19 protein-coding genes are annotated in these 17650 nt (G+C 69.9%); 2 read left to right on the forward strand and 17 right to left on the reverse strand.

The window, feature by feature from the left end; all coding sequences use genetic code 11:
• Positions 1-122: 122 nt before the first annotated feature.
• The 7 genes from QMK34_RS15795 to ruvC form a co-directional block, all read right to left on the reverse strand.
• Complete coding sequence (locus QMK34_RS15795) at positions 123-641, reverse strand: adenine phosphoribosyltransferase (protein ID WP_326414730.1); 519 nt, start codon at positions 639-641, stop codon at positions 123-125.
• Positions 642-648: 7 nt separating this feature from the next.
• On the reverse strand, positions 649-1893 hold the full coding sequence (gene secF / locus QMK34_RS15800) for a protein translocase subunit SecF (protein ID WP_326414732.1): 1245 nt from the start codon (positions 1891-1893) through the stop codon (positions 649-651).
• Between the two features lies 1 nt (position 1894).
• Positions 1895-3688: a protein translocase subunit SecD gene (gene secD / locus QMK34_RS15805; protein ID WP_326414733.1), complete on the reverse strand. Its 1794-nt coding sequence runs from the start codon at positions 3686-3688 to the stop codon at positions 1895-1897.
• A gap of 208 nt (positions 3689-3896) precedes the next feature.
• Complete coding sequence (gene yajC / locus QMK34_RS15810) at positions 3897-4331, reverse strand: preprotein translocase subunit YajC (protein WP_326414734.1); 435 nt, start codon at positions 4329-4331, stop codon at positions 3897-3899.
• 153 nt (positions 4332-4484) lie between these two features.
• Positions 4485-5591, reverse strand: coding sequence for a Holliday junction branch migration DNA helicase RuvB (gene ruvB, locus QMK34_RS15815; protein ID WP_326414735.1), 1107 nt, complete (start codon positions 5589-5591; stop codon positions 4485-4487).
• An 8-nt stretch (positions 5592-5599) separates the two neighbouring features.
• Entirely contained in the window at positions 5600-6199 is a 600-nt protein-coding gene (gene ruvA, locus QMK34_RS15820) for a Holliday junction branch migration protein RuvA (RefSeq protein WP_326414736.1), read from the reverse strand.
• Positions 6196-6789, reverse strand: a complete 594-nt coding sequence (ruvC, locus tag QMK34_RS15825) for a crossover junction endodeoxyribonuclease RuvC (RefSeq protein WP_326414737.1) — start codon at positions 6787-6789, stop codon at positions 6196-6198. Before ruvC ends, ruvA begins: the two co-directional genes overlap by 4 nt.
• Positions 6790-6861: 72 nt before the next feature.
• On the opposite strand from ruvC, the gene QMK34_RS15830 reads away from it, so the two are divergent.
• Positions 6862-7308, forward strand: coding sequence for a cupin domain-containing protein (locus QMK34_RS15830; RefSeq protein ID WP_326414739.1), 447 nt, complete (start codon positions 6862-6864; stop codon positions 7306-7308).
• Between the two features lie 45 nt (positions 7309-7353).
• Here the strand turns inward: QMK34_RS15830 and QMK34_RS15835 are convergent, their stop codons facing one another.
• The 5 genes from QMK34_RS15835 to QMK34_RS15855 all read right to left on the reverse strand — a co-directional run bounded on the left by QMK34_RS15835 (position 7354) and on the right by QMK34_RS15855 (position 10507).
• Positions 7354-7875 carry a DUF4262 domain-containing protein gene (locus QMK34_RS15835; RefSeq protein ID WP_326414741.1) on the reverse strand — a complete coding sequence of 174 codons (522 nt, stop codon included), beginning with the start codon at positions 7873-7875 and terminating at the stop codon, positions 7354-7356.
• Between the two features lie 86 nt (positions 7876-7961).
• Positions 7962-8720, reverse strand: coding sequence for a YebC/PmpR family DNA-binding transcriptional regulator (locus QMK34_RS15840; protein ID WP_326414742.1), 759 nt, complete (start codon positions 8718-8720; stop codon positions 7962-7964).
• A 59-nt stretch (positions 8721-8779) separates the two neighbouring features.
• Complete coding sequence (gene pdxT / locus QMK34_RS15845; RefSeq protein ID WP_326414743.1) at positions 8780-9409, reverse strand: pyridoxal 5'-phosphate synthase glutaminase subunit PdxT; 630 nt, start codon at positions 9407-9409, stop codon at positions 8780-8782.
• A 61-nt stretch (positions 9410-9470) separates the two neighbouring features.
• A complete protein-coding gene (locus QMK34_RS15850) occupies positions 9471-9791 on the reverse strand; it encodes an AzlD domain-containing protein (RefSeq protein WP_326414744.1) in 321 nt (106 codons plus the stop codon).
• Positions 9791-10507: an AzlC family ABC transporter permease gene (locus QMK34_RS15855; RefSeq protein ID WP_326414746.1), complete on the reverse strand. Its 717-nt coding sequence runs from the start codon at positions 10505-10507 to the stop codon at positions 9791-9793. The genes QMK34_RS15850 and QMK34_RS15855 overlap by 1 nt, the downstream gene beginning before the upstream one ends.
• A gap of 67 nt (positions 10508-10574) precedes the next feature.
• On the opposite strand from QMK34_RS15855, the gene QMK34_RS15860 reads away from it, so the two are divergent.
• Positions 10575-11144 carry a helix-turn-helix domain-containing protein gene (locus QMK34_RS15860; protein ID WP_326414748.1) on the forward strand — a complete coding sequence of 190 codons (570 nt, stop codon included), beginning with the start codon at positions 10575-10577 and terminating at the stop codon, positions 11142-11144.
• Positions 11145-11241: 97 nt separating this feature from the next.
• On the opposite strand, the gene QMK34_RS15865 is transcribed toward QMK34_RS15860, so the two are convergent.
• The 5 genes from QMK34_RS15865 to QMK34_RS15885 form a co-directional block, all read right to left on the reverse strand.
• On the reverse strand, positions 11242-14082 hold the full coding sequence (locus QMK34_RS15865; protein WP_326414750.1) for an AfsR/SARP family transcriptional regulator: 2841 nt from the start codon (positions 14080-14082) through the stop codon (positions 11242-11244).
• A 63-nt stretch (positions 14083-14145) separates the two neighbouring features.
• Positions 14146-14511, reverse strand: coding sequence for a peptidase inhibitor family I36 protein (locus QMK34_RS15870; RefSeq protein ID WP_326414752.1), 366 nt, complete (start codon positions 14509-14511; stop codon positions 14146-14148).
• A 487-nt stretch (positions 14512-14998) separates the two neighbouring features.
• The gene (locus tag QMK34_RS15875; RefSeq protein WP_326414753.1) at positions 14999-15496 is read right to left on the reverse strand and encodes a peptidase inhibitor family I36 protein; all 498 of its coding nucleotides are present in this window, start codon (positions 15494-15496) and stop codon (positions 14999-15001) included.
• Positions 15497-15589: 93 nt separating this feature from the next.
• Entirely contained in the window at positions 15590-16504 is a 915-nt protein-coding gene (pdxS, locus tag QMK34_RS15880; RefSeq protein ID WP_326414754.1) for a pyridoxal 5'-phosphate synthase lyase subunit PdxS, read from the reverse strand.
• A 133-nt stretch (positions 16505-16637) separates the two neighbouring features.
• The gene (locus QMK34_RS15885; protein ID WP_326414755.1) at positions 16638-17630 is read right to left on the reverse strand and encodes a DUF5937 family protein; all 993 of its coding nucleotides are present in this window, start codon (positions 17628-17630) and stop codon (positions 16638-16640) included.
• Between the last annotated feature and the right edge of the window lie 20 nt (positions 17631-17650).

Below are 17650 nucleotides of genomic sequence, written 5' to 3' on the forward strand. Positions count from 1 at the left end.
CCGCAGGTCCGCAGACCGACCCTAATCCCGTGTTTCGGTCAGTCACGCGGAGTGACAGGGTCCAAGTCCCTGAAGGCCACCATGACGGCGTTTAACGCCGTCATGGTGGCCTTCAGGGGCAGTCAGACTTGGGCGAGGGCGGTGACCGGGGTCCCCGCGAGCGGGGCTCGACCGCCGAGGGCCGCGAGTTCCAGGACCACGGACAGCCTCGAGACGAGACCGCCGGCGTCCTGGATCAGCTTGACGGCCGCGGCGCCGGTGCCGCCGGTGGCGAGGACGTCGTCGAGGACGACCACGTTCGCCCCGGGTGGGATCACCCCGGCCGGAAGCTCCAGCGAAGCCGTGCCGTACTCCAGCGCGTAGTCGATCCGCCCGGCTACCTTGGGCAGCTTGCCCGGCTTGCGGACCAGCGCGACGCCGAGCCCGCGGGCGTAGCCGACCGCGGCGGCGAGGACGAACCCGCGAGCCTCGATCCCGGCGACCAGGTCGGTGCCGGGGTCGAGGGTTTCAGCGAGCGCGTCGACGACGGCCCGGAATCCACCGGCGTGCGCGATCAGCGGCGAGAAGTCACGGAACAGCACACCGGGCTCGGGAAAGTCAGGCACCTCGACGATGAGGCCGAGGGCCTTGTCCAGATCCATCTTCAGTTCAGCGCTTCCGCTTGCTGCTCGGCTTGCCCGAGGGACGCCCGCGGTTCGCCTTCTGGTGCCTGACCGGCACACTCGCGGCCGCGGCGTACGCCTTTTCCTTACGCAGCTCCGCATCGAGCGACTCGTCGTCGTTCGCGTCGAACTCGTCGTCCTGCGCGCGATCCGCGGCCTTGCGCGCCTGGCTGGCGCGGCGGGCACGGACCCGGTCCGCCTGCTGGCGGAACTTCGGGTCGCGCATCTTGAAGTCGACCAGCAGCGGGGTGGCCAGCGCGATCGAGGACAGCACGCCGACCAGGGTGCCGGTGAGCTGGACGAGCGCGAGATCCTGCAACGTGCCGGAGCCGAGCAGAACGTAGCCGACGATGAGCAGGCCCAGGATCGGCAGCAGCGCGATGACCGCGGTGTTGATCGATCGCATCAGGGTCTGGTTCAGCGCCAGGTTGGCCGCCTCGCCGAACGTGCGCCGGGTGAGCCCGAGCAGCCCGCGGCTGTTCTCGCGGACCTTGTCGAACACCACCACGGTGTCGTAGAGCGAGAACCCGAGGATGGTCAGCAGGCCGATCACCGTCGCGGGCGTGACCTCGAAGCCGATCAGCGAGTAGATGCCCGCCGTCACCACGATGTCGTGTAACAGGGAGATCAACGCCGCCGCGGCCATCCGGAGATCGAAGTAGACCGCCAGGAAGATCGTCACCGCGACCAGGAACACCAGCAGCGCGATGATCGCCTTCTGCGAGATCTCGCCACCCCAGGACGCGCTGACCGCGCTGTCACTGATGGCCTGGACGCTGGGCTGGCCGTTGGAGCCGATCGGGCCGAGCTCGGTGAAGAGCTCCTGCTTGAGCTTGAAGACGTCGGCCGGGTCCAGCGTTTCCGACCGGATCTGGATGGTCGACGCGGCACCGGTGCCGACCTTCTGCGCCTCCGTGGCGGGCCTGCCGAGCGCCTTCTCAAAGGCGGCCTTCGCCCCGTCCTCGGTGATCTGGCCGTGCGAGCCCTTGGCGGGCAGCTGGATCTGCGTGCCGCCCTCGAAGTCGATGCCGAAGTTGAAGCCCTTGATACCCATCGACGCGATGCACACCAGGACGAGCGCGCCGAAGAAGATGTACCAGCGCCTGCGCTTGCCGATGACATCGAACGCGCCGGTGCCCACGTACAGGCGGTGGAAGAAGCTCTCACGCTTCGCCGGCGCCGGGGTCTTGGGCGAGCCCTCGGCGTCCGTTCCCAGATCTTCTACCCCCATGTCAGGCCTCCTTCACGTTCGCGCCACCGACGACCGGAGCGGCCGACCTGCGGTGCGAGCCCAGCTCCTGCACGGCGCCGAGGCCGAGGTTCTTGGGATTGGACAGGAACTTCGACTTCGACTTCGACACCATGGCCACCAGCGGGTGCGTCACCAGGTACACGACCACGAGGTCGAGCACCGTGGACATACCCAGGGTGAACGCGAAGCCCTGGACGTCGCCGACGGCGATCAGGTACAGGATCGCGGCGGCGAGGAAGCTGACGCCGTCCGAGGCCAGGATCGTGCGACGCGCGCGGACCCAGCCCCTTGGCACCGCCGAGCGGAACGTTCTGCCTTCCCGGATCTCGTCCTTCAGGCGTTCGAAGTAGATGACGAAGGAGTCCGCCGTGATCCCGATCGCGATGATCAGGCCGGCGATGCCCGCGAGGTCGAGTGAGTACCCGATCCAGCGGCCGAGCAGGACCAGCACGGCGTACACCAGCGAGCCGGACAGACCCAGCGAAAGGATCGTCAGCACGCCGAGCAGGCGGTAGTAGAAAAGGCAGTAGACGAACACGACGATCAGGCCGATCGCACCGGCGATCAGACCGGCCTCCAGTGACGCGAGGCCCAGCGTCGCCGACACCGTCGTCGCGTCCGAGGAGGTGAACGACAGCGGCAGCGAGCCGTACTTCAGCGCGACGGCGAGATCCTGCGCCTCCGACTGGTTGAACTTGCCGCTGATCTGGGTGTTGCCGTCCAGGATCGCGCCGTTGATGGTCGGCGCCGAGACGACGTTGGTGTCGAGCACGAACGCGGCCTGCTTGCCGGTGTGCGAGGAGGTGTAGTCGCCCCAGGTCTTCGTGCCGTTGCCCTTGAAGGTGAGGTTCACTACCCACTGGGAACGCTGCTGGTCGAAGCCTGAGCTCGCGTCACCGATGTCGGTGCCGGGCAGGAACTCGGGCGTCAGCAGGTACTTCGTCGTGCCCTTGTCCCCACAGGCGACCAGCGGCTTCGTGATGTCGTCGTTGCCGACCAGCGGGTCGTTCGCGTTGGGCGCGCAGGTGATGGAGTCCATCGCCTGCTGCGTCAGCTGCTGCGCAACGGTGGCGGCCTGCTGGTCGTTCGGGTTCGCCGGGATCAGCAGCGGGTTCTGCCGGACCTTCTGCGCGGCCTGGATCTCCGCGGCGGTCTTCGAGTCGATCGAGCCGTCGTTCGGGGGCGGTGTGGGCGCCGGGGTCGACGCCGGGGGCTTGCTCGGGCTCGGTGTGGTGGCAGGCGGCTGCTGGACGGGGGCTCCGCCCACCGCGCCACCACCAGCGCCCGGGGTCTTCGACGCTCCGGCAGACGGCGCGCCCGAGGACGGTGCCCCGGAACTGGGCGCGCCCGAAGACGGCGGCGTCGACGCGGGCGGCTGGGTCGGCACCGGCGTCACGGGCGTCGAGAAGAGCACGCCGCGGAAGCCGAGCTTCGCGGTCTTGCCCAGGCTCTTCGCCTGGTCGCCCTGCTCGCCCGGAACCGTGATGACCACGTTGTTGCCGTCGAGAAGCACCTCGGTGCCGCTGACCCCGATGCCGTTGACGCGCTTCTCGATGATCAGGCGAGCCTGATTCAGGGACGCTCGGTCGGGCTGTCCACCGGTCGGCGTGCGAGCGGTCAACGTGACCCGGGTGCCACCCTGCAGATCGATGCCGAGTTTCGGCGTGGGCTTGCCGCCGCCGGTGAAGAACACCAGCGCGTACAGCACGACCACGATCAGGGCGAACAAGGCGAGATAGCGTCCCGGGCGGAGATGCCCGGCCGATGCTGCCACTGTGCTTCGGTCTCCTCGGACTGGGTGTTCCCCAATAGGCTTCGACGAATCCCCACCGGCGGTGTCCGGTGGCGCTGCGCACGAGGCTCGAACGGGCATGACTATGACGACGGACACGCACGCAGCACCGAGACACTACTCGGTGCTGCGTGAGCCCGGCGTAGACCCCACACCGACGAAAGTCGGGAATGTGGGAGTGCCGCGGGGGCTACTTCTTGCCGTGCTCCAGCGGGGGCGCGATCTGCGCGGTCGAGGGCTCCTCGATGCGCTCGTTCTCAATGCGCTCGTTCTCAATGCGCTCGTTCTCAATGCCCGAGGACGACTCGATGATCGGGTGCTCGGTGTCCTCGGCGTCGACGGCGTCCTCGTCGGTCTCGACGACCGGCAGGACCTTCTCGCGCACCGCCTGGCGCAGCCAGGTGGTGACGATGCCCGGGGCGATCTCGACGTCGATCGTGTCGTCCGAACTGCTGTCCGCCACCGTGCCGTACATCCCGGAGGTGGTCATCACCCGGTCACCCGGCGCGATGCTGTTCTGCAGTTCCTTCTGGGCCGCCGCCGCCTTCTTCTGCTTCCGGGTACCCATGACGAGTGGCACCGCCACGACGAGCATGAGGAGCAACGGCAGCAATAAGTTGTTCATGACTCTCCATTCGACGGACGCCAGGAGTCGACGATACGTCCGGTTTTGGCGGATGTGCTCTTCCGAGTGTGCCAGGTGCCAGCGGAAAGGCCAGCACCCACCATCACTTCGTAACTCTCGGTACCGCTCTCGGTGCGCACCTCGACGACCAGGTCAGTCCTGATCGAACAGCCCGGGGCCGCCCTGATCGAACCGGCCGCCCGTCTCCGTGGGCAGCCCGGTCGCCGGGTGCCCGGCCGGGGGCCGCAGGCCCAGGTGCTCCCACGCGGCCGCGGTAGCGACCCGGCCACGCTGAGTGCGAGCGAGCATACCGGCGCGCACCAGGTAGGGCTCACACACCTCTTCCACGGTGCTGGGCTCCTCCCCCACGGCCACCGCCAGGGTCGCCACGCCGACCGGGCCGCCGCCGAACGACCGCACCAGCGAGCCCAGCACGGCCCGGTCCAGGCGGTCGAGACCGAGCTCGTCCACGTCGTAGACCGCGAGCGCGGCCCGCGCGATCTCGCGGGTCACGTTCCCATCGGCCCTGACCTGGGCATAGTCCCGGACCCGCCGGAGTAGCCGGTTCGCGATCCGGGGTGTGCCGCGCGACCGCCGCGCGATCTCGGCGCCGCCGTCACGGTCGATCGGCACGTTGAGGATCGTCGCGGCCCGGCGCACGACGAGCTCCAGCTCGGCGTCGGTGTAGAACTCCATCTGACCGGTGAAGCCGAAGCGGTCGCGCAGCGGGCCGGTCAGCGAGCCGGACCGGGTAGTGGCCCCGACCAGCGTGAACGGCGCGATCTCCAGCGGGATGCTGGTCGCGCCGGGGCCCTTGCCGACGACGACGTCGACCCGGAAGTCCTCCATCGCGAGGTACAGCATCTCCTCGGCGGGCCGGGCGATGCGGTGGATCTCGTCGATGAACAGCACGTCACCGGGTGACAGATTGGACAGCATCGCCGCGAGGTCGCCCGCGCGTTCCAGTGCCGGGCCCGAGGTGATCCGGATGGCGGCGTTGAGCTCGGCCGCGATGATCATCGCCATACTCGTCTTGCCCAGCCCAGGAGGCCCGGACAGCAAAACGTGATCCGGTGGCTCCCCGCGGCGTCGCGCGCTCTCGAGGACCAGCTCCAGCTGCTCACGCACCCGCGGCTGGCCGACGAACTCGTCCAGCACGCGCGGGCGAAGTGACGTCTCGACCTCACGCTCGGCCGTCTGCGCCAGCGCCGACAGGGTCTCGTCCTCGGCGTCGAATTCCGTCACGCCGTCATAGTCCACGCCGCGTCCTACCGCTTGCGCCCGAGGGTGGCGAGCGCGGCCCGCAGCACCGTGGACGTCGTCTTCGCGTCACCGTCGGCGAGCACCTTGTCGACCGTCTGCTCCGCCTGCTTCGCCGGGAAACCGAGCCCAGCGAGGGCCTCGACGACCTCGGCCCGGATGACCGAATGCGCTCCGGTGGCAGGCGCCTCCCCCGGCATCCCTGGCAGGGCGGTGACCTTGTCGCGCAGTTCGAGCGTGAGCCGCTCGGCGCCCTTGCGGCCGATGCCGGGGACCTGCGTGAGCACGGTGATGTTGCCTTCCACCAGCGCGGACCGCAGCTTGTCCGGATCGAGCACGGCGAGCGTGGCCAGCGCGATCCGCGGGCCGATGCCCGAGACCGTCTGCAACAGGCCGAACAGTTCCCGCGCGTCGACGTCGCCGAAGCCGAACAGCGTCAGCGAGTCCTCGCGGACGACGAGGGCGGTGTGCAGCAGGGTTTCCTGCCCGCGCCGCAGCATCGAGAGGGTGGCCGGGGTGGCCTGCACGGCCAGGCCCACGCCGCCGACCTCGACCACCGCGTGGTCGAGCCCGACGGACAGCACCGGTCCGCGTACCGAGGAGATCATCGAGCCACTCCAGTGTTCTTCGCTTGTTTGGCCAGTTTCGCGGCGGCGGCGAGCCGCGCCTTGTGGGTCTTCGCGATCTCGGCGGCCCTGGCCTCCGCCTCGGCGAGCCGCTGCCGCATCGGCTCGCGCCAGAGGTGACAGATGGCCAGTGCGAGCGCGTCCGCGGCGTCGGCGGGATGGGGCCGCACCTCAAGCCCGAGCAGCCGCATCACCATGCCGGTGACCTGCGCCTTGTCGGCGCGGCCGGAGCCGGTGACGGCCGCCTTGACCTCGCTGGGTGTGTGGAAGACGACCGGCAGCCCGCGCCGGGCCGCCGCGACCGCGACCACCCCGCCCGCCTGCGCGGTGCCCATCGCCGTGCTCACGTTGTGCTGGGCGAACACCCGCTCGACCGCGACGGCTTCCGGTTCGTACCGGTCCATCCACCGTTCGACGGCGTCGGAGATCCCCAGCAGCCGGACCGAAAGATCGGCGTCGGCGGGCGTGCGGACGACGTCGACGGCCACGCAGCGGACGGTGCGGCCCTTGCCTCCGTCGACCACGCCGAAACCGCATCTGGTCAGACCGGGATCGACCCCGAGCACGCGCACCTGACTCCCTCCCGGCGAACACCAGTTCGAGGTGTGAGGCTACCGGGCGCGATCCACGGCAGGATGGAAGACATGCCGAGCCCGCGCGAGTTCATCGAACACCTTGGCCTTGAACCGCTCCCTGTCGAGGGCGGGCGGTTCGCCCAGAGCATGCGTGACGAGACGGCATCTGCCATCTACTACCTGCTCGAGGCGCCGGAGTTTTCCGCGCCCCATCGCCTGGACCGGGTGGAGCTCTTCGTCCACCACGCGGGCGCGGCGGCCACGATGCTGCTGCTCCATCCGGACGGCACGGTGTCACGCCCGGTGCTCGGAACCGACGTCGCGGCCGGTCAGCGGCCGCAGGTGGTCGTCCCGGCGGGTGTCTGGCAGGCCACCGTCACACTGGGTGAGTGGAGTCTGCTGGGGACCGTCGTGGTGCCGCCCTACACGGACGAGTCGGTCGAGTTCGCTTCCGTGGCCGAGCTGAGCGCCTGGTTCCCGGCGGCGGCGGCCGACCTCCGTGCGCTCGGCAAGTGAGATGAACGGACCGTTCATGGCGCTCGAGACGGGACGAGCGGCGGCTCAGGGACCGTCGACGCCCGGCTGCCAGCTCTCCGGGACGCCGGACTCGGTGAGCACCGGCTGCCAGTCCGCGAAGCCCTCCGGGGCGTCGCGGTGCCAGGGGAACCGCCCCTCCGGGGTGGCGACGACGAGCTGCAGGGCCGGGAAGTCGCCGTCGGGGTAGACGAGGAAGGCGCTGCCGAAGTACTCGGGGTAGTGCCCCTTGGCGACGCGCTCGAACACCACCGGCGCGCCCTGGAAGAAGTCGTCGTACTGCTTGCCGACCTCGAAGATCTCCCCGTTGGCGGAGCGGTCCACGTAGGCGTCGAGCAGGACTGGCCCCATGTGCTCGGGCAGGCCGATCACGACCGCCTCCGGCACGTTGTGCAGCGCCCACGCGCAGGCGGTGAAACAGAAGCCGGAACCGTTGGCATCACTGGGAACCGCGATAACGGCGTTCCCTCTCGCCTGAGCCTCGGACTCGATCCATGCGATGAGGCGCTGCTCTTCGGCGGTGAGGGCGGAGGTGGTCACGGCGGCCATTCTGCCGTACGGCGCCGTTCACGCCCAGTGCCCACGCCCGTTAATTTCCCGATCATGCCAACGGTTCCGGCTACCGCCGCGTCAAACTACGCGTCCACCTCGGCCATGACCTCGTCCGAGACGTCGAAGTTCGCGTAGACGTTCTGGACGTCGTCGCAGTCTTCGAGCGCGTCGATCAGCCTGAAGACCTTCTTCGCGCCGTCGACGTCGAGCGGGACGCTGACCGAGGGCAGGAACGTCAGGTCGGCCGACTCGTACTCGAACCCAGCCTCCTGCAGCGCCTTGCGCACCGGCACGAGGTCGGTGGCCTCGGAGACGATCTCGAAGTTCTCGTCGAGGTCGTTGACCTCCTCCGCGCCCGCGTCGAGCACGGCCATCAGGACGTCGTCCTCGGTCGTGTCGCCCTTGGGCATGATCACAACGCCCTTGCGGTTGAACATGTACGACACCGAGTTCGGGTCGGCCAGCGAGCCGTTGTTGCGGGTGAGCGCGGTGCGCACCTCCATCGCGGCGCGGTTCTTGTTGTCGGTGAGGCACTCGATCAGCACCGCGACACCGTTGGGGCCATAGCCCTCGTAGGTGATGGTCTGCCAGTCGGCGCCACCGGCCTCTTCACCGCCGCCACGCTTACGCGCGCGCTCGATGTTGTCGGCGGGCACCGAGTTGCGCTTCGCCTTCTGGATGGCGTCGTAGAGCGTGGGGTTGCCCTCCGGGTCGCCACCCCCGGTGCCGGTCCGCGCTGCCACCTCGATGTTCTTGATCAACCTCGCGAAGAGCTTGCCGCGCTTCGCGTCGAGGTTGGCCTTCTTGTGCTTCGTGGTGGCCCACTTGGAGTGGCCGCTCATCTCTCCTCCATCTGTGTTGTGCCCGCTGTGGTGTCAAGGACGGACACAGCGTCGATAACTCAGGCTTCCCGCACGATGTCGACGAACAACCGGTGTACCCGCTCATCCCCCGTCAGCTCCGGGTGGAACGCGGTCGCGAGCACCGCCCCCTGCCGGACCGCGACGATCCTAGCGGCCACCTCGGGCGCGCCCGGGATCTCGGGAACCTCGGCGAGTACCTCCACCCCGTCGCCGGTCTTCTCGACCCACGGGGCGCGAATGAACACGGCGTGCACCGGCCCGCCGTCGATGCCACGGAAGTCCAGATCGGCTTCGAACGAGTCGACCTGCCGTCCGAAGGCGTTGCGTCGCACGACCACGTCCAGGCCGCCGAGCTGCTGCTGGTCCGGCCTGCCGTCGAGCGCCTGGCGGGCGAGCAGGATCATCCCGGCGCACGAGCCGAACGTCGGCAATCCGCCCGCGATCCGCTCGCGCAGGGGCTCCAGCAGCTCGAAGGTCTCCAGCAGCCGGGACATCGTGGTCGACTCGCCGCCCGGCAGCACCAGACCGTCCACTTCGGACAACTCGCGCTCGCGGCGGACCGGGAGCGCGCGCGCCCCGGCGCTCTCCAGCATCGCGGCGTGTTCCCGCACATCACCCTGCAGTGCGAGCACGCCGACCACCGGCCGTGCCCCCGAAGCGATCGCCACCCGACCTCCCAAAAGACGTTCCCACCAGCTTAGGCGCTCCGGGGAACGGCCTGGTCACCGGCTAGGGGACGCCAACGAGCCGGAGCAGCGCGGTGGTGGCCGCCGCGGCCAGCACGATCACCACGAACGGCGCCTTCCGCCACGCGAGCACTCCCCCGGCGAGCACCCCGGCCGGGCGGGCGTACCCGGCGAAGCCACCGTCCTGGGTGAACGTCCAGATGGCGACGAGTGCGGCCAGCAGCACGACGGCCGCCATCGCCGTCAGCTTCTCCGCGCGGGGCGACAACGTGACGCGGGCGCGCAGCACGGGCCCGGCGAACCGGAACGCGAAGGTCCCGGCGGCCAGCACCACGGTGGCGATGATCAGGTCGACGGGATCCATCAGCACACCTCTTCGGGCTCGGGAACGGGCTCGGGCCGCTCGGCGGGGTCCTTGGCCACGACTCCGGCGAGCACGCCGACCAGCGCGAGCAGCACCGGCAGCCCGGCGGGCAGGAAGGGGGTGGTGGCCAGCGCGACGACCACGCCGACGAGCACCGGCAGCCGGGTCGCCCGGTCCTTCAGCGACGGCAGGACCAGCGCGAACATCACGGCGGGGAACGCCGCGTCCAGGCCCAGCGCGTCGGTGTCGCTGATGACCGTCCCGGCGAACGCGCCGACGACCACCCCGAGGTTCCAGCAGACGAACAGGCCGATTCCGCAGGCCCAGTAGGCGGCGCGGCGGCGGTCGGCGTCACGCTGGGCGAGCGCGAAGGCCACCGATTCGTCGATCATCAGGTGACTGCCGACGAGCCGGGACGCCCAGCGCTCGCCCAGCACGTCGCCGATGGCGAAGCCGAAGGGCAGGTGCCGGGCGTTGGCCAGCAGCCCGGCCACCACCGCGGCGATCGGGTTGCCACCGGAGGCCACAATGCCGACGAACATGAACTGCGAAGCCCCGGCGAAGACGAGGAGGGACAGGAGCATCGGTGCCCAGACCGGGAAGCCCGAGGTGACCGTGATGGCCCCGTAGGACACGCCGACCACGAGGTCGGCGAGGCAGACCAGGCCGATGTCACGGGCCAGGTCCCGATCGAGTGTTCGCCATATCGAACGCATGTGTCATATAATGAACAATCGACGACCTGTTCGTCAAGCCGAACAGAACGACCGCTGGAGCGAACGCATGTCCCCCAACCCGGCCAACGGCGGCGCGCCCCTGGAGGTCATCGCCGCCTCACTCCGCCGCGAGCGCACCCGCACGGGGCTGTCCCTGACCGAGGTCGCCAAGCGGGCGGGCATCGCGAAGTCGACGCTGTCCCAGCTGGAGTCCGGCACCGGGAACCCGAGCGTGGAGACGCTGTGGGCGCTCGGCGTGGCACTCGACGTACCGTTCTCGCGCCTTGTCGAACCGCAGCGGACCCAAGTGCAGGTCATCCGCGCGGGCAAGGGGCCGACGGTGTTCGCGGAGCACGCCGACTACGCGTGCACCCTGCTCAGCTCGTGCCCGCCAGGCGCGCGCCGGGACGTGTACATGATCCGGGCCGAGCCGGGCGAACCCAGGCGCTCCGACCCGCACATGAGCGGCGTAGTCGAGCACATCGTGCTCAGCGCCGGGCGCGCGAGGGTCGGCATCCGCGACGAGCCGGTCGAGCTGCTGCCCGGCGACTACATCTGCTACCCGGGCGACGTCCCGCACATCTTCGAAGCACTGGAGCCGGGCACCTACGGCGTCGAAATCTCCGAGCACTCCTGAAGTCTCTGAAGGCCACCATGAGGGCGTTAGAGTCCCTCATGGTGGCCTTCAGAGGCCATCCAAATCGACCTCACCGGGCGGGGCGCTTCGCGTCCTTTCAGTGCGCCAAGGCGCCGAGCAGTCTGGTGCACGCGGCCGCGCTGCCCAGGTTGCCCGCGCCCGTGAACAGCGATGACGCGCCACGCAGTTCACGGACCGCCGCCCGGTGCTCGCCCAGCTTCGTGTGCACGCGGCCGATGTCCAGGCACACCTGGGCCGCGCACTGGTCGTCGGACAGCGGCGCCAGCAGGTCCAGCGCGCGCCGCAGGCACTCCATCGCCCGGTCGACGTCCCCTCGCGCCAGGTGGAGCTGCCCGTAGCGGCGGAGCAGCAGCGCTGTGCGGTGGTCGTCGCCCAGCTCGGCGCACAGCCACGCCGCCGCGTCGAGGGCAGCGACCGCCCGGTCGAACCTGCCCGCCTCGAGACTGAGCACGGCGAGGGAGGTGTGCAGGTGCGCCTCCCCCATCCGGTCCCCCACCCGCACGCAGACGGCCAAGGCCCGCCCGGCCAGCCGCCACGACTCAGCGGGTCGCCCGGTGACCCTGGCCAGCACGCTGAGCCCGGTCAGCGCCCGCGCGGCGCCCCGCTCGTCGCCGAGCACCTCACTCAACCGCAGTGACTCGCCCAGCGCACGGCTCGCCGCCGTGAACTCGTCCCGGTAGATGTGCAACTGGCCGATCCCGCGCAACAGCCCCGCTTCGCCGCGGACGCATCCCGCGGCCCTCGCGGCGTCGAGCGCCCGGCCGTGACAGCGGGACCAATCCGCGTACAAGCCACGGTGATCGAAGTACCCCGCCAGCACCACCGCGAGTTCCCAGGCCTGTTCCCCCAGCCCGAGTTCGGCGGCGCTCGACACGGCCGCCTCCAGTGCGGGCTGCTCGGCCTGGAACCAGTCCAGCGGGTCGGCGGTCGCGGCGGCGCGCACTTCGACGTCCTCCAGCGGCAGGCGCACGGCGTCGCCAGGCTCCGGCCGCAAGATGCTGCCGGGCAGCCGGTCGGCCACCAGCTCGGCCAGCCACAACCAGCCACCGAGCACCCTGGTCACGGCCGCGCCCCGGTCTGGGCCGGGTTCCGCGGCGACGGTTTCACGAGCGAGGGAGCGCACCAGATCGTGCATGCGGTAGCGAGGCCGCCCGCCGTCGCGCCCGGTCACCAGCACCAGGTGCCGCCGGTGCAGATCGTCCAGGGCCCGTTCGGCCGAGTCGATCGGGAGCTCGGCGAGCACCGCGGCGGTCCAGCCAGGGAACTCCGCGAGCGGCGCGAGGCCGAGTCCGCGGAAGACCCTGCGCGCCAAGGGATCCAGCTGGCGATAGCTGAGGGAAAGACTGCTGCGGACGGCGAGATCCCCGTTGCGGAGCCAATCCAGCCGGCTGTGTTCCTCCGACAGCGCCTCGGCGACGTCGTCCAGGGTCCACCGGGACTTGTCGGCGAGCCTGCTCCCGACGATCCTCAGCGCGAGCGGCAGGCCACCGCAGACGTCGAGCACCCGGTCGAGCGCGGGCGTGCCAGCCTTGACCCGCTCGTCCCCCGAAAGCCGCGCGAGCAGCGCCACCGCCTCGGCGTCGGGCAGCACGTCGAGCGGGATGAGCCTGCCCAGTTCCAGCCCGCCGAGGGTGAACCGGCTGGTGGCGATGACGGCACAGCCCGGTGCCGCTGGCAGGAGCGGCCGCAGCTGGGTTTCGTCGGCCGCGTCGTCGAGCACCAGCAGGACCCGCCTGCCGTGCAAGACGCTGCGGAACAGGCAGGCGCCTTCCTCCGGGTCCGCCGGGATCCGGTCCGGCGGGACACCGAGCGAGCGGAGGAAGGCGGCCAAGACCGCTTCGGGCTGGCGGGGTTCGGCCGTCGTCCCGCGCAGCGACACGAACAGCTGCCCATCGGGGTAGGCGCCGCTCACCCGGTGCGCGAGCTGGACGGCCAGCGCGGTCTTGCCGATGCCGCCGACACCGGTCAGCACCAGTACCAGCGGAGCGTCCCGGTCCGGATCAGGCGACGCCGCGGCGAGCAGGTCGTCGAGGAGCGCCTCGCGGCCGACGAACGTGGGCACCGGTGACGGCAGCTGGCAGGGGACGAACCCGTCCGGCCGCGCGGTGAAACCCGGCGGCCGCACCCCGGGCGCGGCCCGCAGGATGTCGCCGTGCAGCTCGCTCAGCGACGGCGACGGCTCCACGCCGAGCTCGTCACGCAGCCGCTGGTGCCACTCGCGGTAGACCTCGAGCGCGTCGGCGGCCCGGCCCGCCCTGGCCAGCGCCGTCATCAGGAGTCCGCAGGCGCGTTCACGGAACGGGTGCCGCTCGATCAGGTCACGCAGGTCGTGGATCACCCTGGCGTACTCACCGAGCTGCACCTCCACGGCCGCGCAGTCCTCCACTGTGGACAGCCGGAGTTCCTCCCAGCGCGCCAGCAACGACGGCGATCCGAGGAGCAGGACGTCGCCGAGCACCGGGCCACGCCACAACGCCAGCGCGCGCCGGAACAGGTCCGAGGCCTCCGCCCACCGGCCGCCCGCGAGCCCGGCCCGCCCCCGCGCGGTCAGCGTGGTGAACAGGTCGAGGTCGGACTGCCCCGGTTCCACCCGGAGCCGATAGCCGTTCTCGCAGGTCACGATGGGCGCGCAGCCCTCGTCCTGCCGGTGCAGTACCCGACGCAGCTGCGAGATCAGGCCCTGCAGCTGCACCTTCGCCGACGCGGGCGGCGTATCGCCCCAAAGCTCCTCGGCGAGCCGATCACGCGAAACCACCCTGTTCGCCTCGACGAGTAGGAGGGCGAAGACCTTTCTCGCCTGTGGAGGCCCGAGTGGGACCTCGCCCTCTTGCCCATCGACCGCAGGCGCCCCCAGAACGCGGTAGAAAAACACCCCCGTGCCCATCTGATCCCCCTCAGACGTCAGCCACTGTGACATTTATTTCCTAAGTGTCACAGTCCCGTCTGGGCAGGGCTTCCACCATTCGGGTGACGATCGGGTTCAGCAGACTGACGCCGAGGGGTAGATACGCACCGAACCGGCCTTGAACCCCTCCACACCCGCCGAGCTTTCACCCGGCTGGACGCACCGAGAAGGACCGTCCTGGTGGAAGCCCGCGTAAACGCGCATGTCCGTGGTGCGGCTGTTGTCCCAGGAGGCCACCTTGGGCACGAACGTCGTGACCCCTGCCCGCTGGATGCGGACGACCCTGCCCAGGTAGTGCGGCCCCTCCCAGAAACAGGCGTAGCCCGACGGGCAATCCTGCTTGGCCGGTGCGCTCGCGCCCTGCGCCGCGACGGGACCGGCCGCCGTCATCGCGAAGATCCCCGCCACTGCCAACGCGCCGGCCATGGTCTTGGTGAGCATGCGTCCTCCTCGATCCCGGCACACCCCTTGTGCGCCACCAGGACCTTCGCGGACTTCGCTATGCGAGCGCTAAGAACGCGGCTAAGAACTGTCGCAGCAGCCGCCGCTCGAAGCCGCGGGCACCTGTCCTTCGAAGCCGCTTACCCTCCACAAAGGACGAAAAGTCCGCCCATTCGCCCGTTTCATACCGCCACGACCGTTTCATGTGTGCCCCTGAAGGCCACCATGACAGCGTTAAACGCCGTGAAGGCTCCCATCAGGGCACACGGCAAGCCTGGGGTAGCGACCGAAGGGGACCTTACCCTCGACTCAACCTTGCAAAAGTCCCCTTCACCAGAACAGACCGCGTGAAAGTCCCCGTCAGTCACGCGGCCCTCGGCGCCAAACTGGACGACATGACATCAGTTCCGGACGCCTTCTAAGAAAGGCTCGTGAGTGGCCAGGCCGGTTCTCACCGGCGCAGCCACGCACGAGCCTTGGCCGTGAATCAGCAGGCGGAGTCGCTCGAGTAGATGCGCAGCGAGGACATCTTGTCGTTGTCACCGCCCAGTTTCGCGGACCGCGCGCCCGACTGGATGCAACGGGACGTTCCGCCGCCGTTGATGTCGTAGTACCAGCGGGCGTCCACGCCTCGCCGGTTGTACCAGCCCGAAGCCTTGTCGTTGAAGCCGTAGTCGGTCAGGTTCCGGAGACCGGCGTCGTGGAACTGGAGCCGCCTACCGGTGAAGTTGTCCTTCTCCCAGACGCAGACATAGTCGTTGGTGCAGTCACCCGCCGAAGCGGGCGACAGGATGAGCTCGGTGTTCCCGTTGTCCCAGCTCACCTTGTCGCCACTGTAGGTCCACCCCGGGGCGAGCTTCGCCGTGTCGACGCCCATCTTGCCCAGCGCGGCCGCGCCACTCGTCGCGGCCGTGGCGGGCACCGCCGCCATGGTCACCAGTGCGGCGGCCCCCGCCAGAACCGAAACAACCTGTGAAACCCGCATGTCTCCTCCTCGTCCCCGGCACACGCCGTGTGTGCCGGGACCAAGGTCGCGAACACCGCTAAGGATTCGCTGACCGTAGGGAAAGGACGGCGGTTACCAGCCGCGCTCAGCCAGGCGGTGGGGCTCGGGGACATCTGAAACGTTGATGCCGACCATGGCCTCGCCGAGGCCGCGCGAGACCTTGGCGATGACGTCGGGGTCGTCGTAGAACGTGGTGGCCTTGACGATCGCTTCGGCGCGCTGCGAGGGGTTGCCGGACTTGAAGATGCCGGAGCCGACGAACACGCCCTCGGCGCCGAGCTGCATCATCATCGCCGCGTCGGCCGGGGTGGCGATGCCGCCCGCGGTGAACAGCACGACGGGCAGCTTGCCCTTCGCCGCGACCTCCTTGACCAGCTCATACGGGGCCTGCAGCTCCTTGGCCGCGACGTAGAGCTCGTCCTCGGGGAGCGACGAGAGCCGCCGCAACTCACCGCGGATCTGACGCATGTGCGTGGTCGCGTTGGAGACGTCGCCGGTGCCCGCCTCGCCCTTGGAGCGGATCATCGCCGCGCCCTCGTTGATGCGGCGCAGTGCCTCGCCGAGGTTGGTCGCGCCACAGACGAACGGCACGGTGTACTGCCACTTGTCGATGTGGTTGGCGTAGTCCGCGGGAGTGAGCACCTCGGACTCGTCGATGTAGTCGACGCCGAGCGACTGCAGCAGCTGCGCCTCGACGAAGTGACCGATGCGGGCCTTGGCCATCACCGGGATCGAGACGGCCTCGATGATGCCGTCGATCAGATCGGGGTCACTCATCCGGGCGACGCCGCCCTGAGAGCGGATGTCGGCGGGCACGCGCTCGAGCGCCATCACGGCGACGGCGCCGGCGTCCTCGGCGATCTTCGCCTGCTCGGCGTTGACCACGTCCATGATCACGCCGCCCTTGAGCATCTCCGCCATCCCGCGCTTGACCCGGGCGGTACCGGTGGTGGGGGTGACTGCGTTCGCGGACTGGTCGTCAGACACGGCTGGAGCCTTTCGGAGACTGCGCCTTGTTACAGGGCCTTGTTACAGGCGGGCCTGGTAACAGGCGGAAGGAAGGTGCCCCGTCAGGTTAAGCCGATTGTGGACCGCTCACCCGGGCCAGTACGGGGCTATCTCAGCAGTCCACTTCGTCGCCGCGCGCGCCGTCCGCCAGCAAACCGTCGGCCACGAGGGTTCGCGCGTAGAGCGCCGCGCCTCCCGTTTCCCTGGCGCTGACCAGGCCCGCGGCGGTCAGCACCCCCAGGTGCCGGGACACCCTCTCGGCGCTCAGCCTGGTCCGGGACGACAGCTCGGTCGACGAAGCGGGTGAGGCCAGTTCTGTGAGCAGGATCGCCCTGCTCCGCCCCACCAGCCTGGTGAGCGCCGCGGGAGCGGCGACCCCACCGTGCTCCCACAAAGTGGCTATCCCCCGCGGCGGATACCGCAGCACCGGCTGCCAGCGCGGATCGGCCTCGGAGACCACCCGCGGCCAGACGAACACCGACGGCACCAGCACCAGCCCGCGCCCGCAGAGCTGGATCGGCTTCGAGACCTGCTGGTCGGCGATGCTGAGCCAGCCGTCGTGCCAGCTCACCATCGGGGCCAGGTCGTCGAGCAGCTCGCCGCCCCTGCCCGCGGCGAGCGTCTGCGCGCGGAACAGCACGTCGCCCTCCAGCAGCGAGCGGATCCGCGGCCAGTCGTCCGCCAGCACGGCCGTCCAGTAGGACTCGATCTGCGACGCGAGCTTGCTCAGGCCCGCCTCGGGATTGCGGTGCAGCTTCGTCAGCTTCGCCGAGCGCGGCGGGTCCATGGCGTCGAGCTCGCGCCGGACCGCCCTGGCGGGGACGTCCCGCAGATCGGCCAGCTCGTCGGCGAGCTCGGGCACCGGCGTGCGCGGGGTGACGGCGAGGAAGCCGGGCAGGCGCGGGCCCGCCACGACGTCGAACAGCAACCGCAGATCGAGCCCGGACGCGGCCAGGCCGGCCCGCGCGCGCTTGACCCACGGCAGGTGCAGCGCGTGGTCGCCGGGCTGGTTGAGCACGCGGACGCTGGCGACGATCTCCCAGAGCGGCGAGAAGGCGAACCGGGTGTGCGCGAGATCCTCCGCCGTGAAACCCGGTTCGAGCACGCCGTCCTCCCCTGCCGTTC

The organism is Amycolatopsis sp. H20-H5, assembly GCF_035828755.1.
Taxonomy (GTDB): Bacteria; Actinomycetota; Actinomycetes; order Mycobacteriales; family Pseudonocardiaceae; genus Amycolatopsis.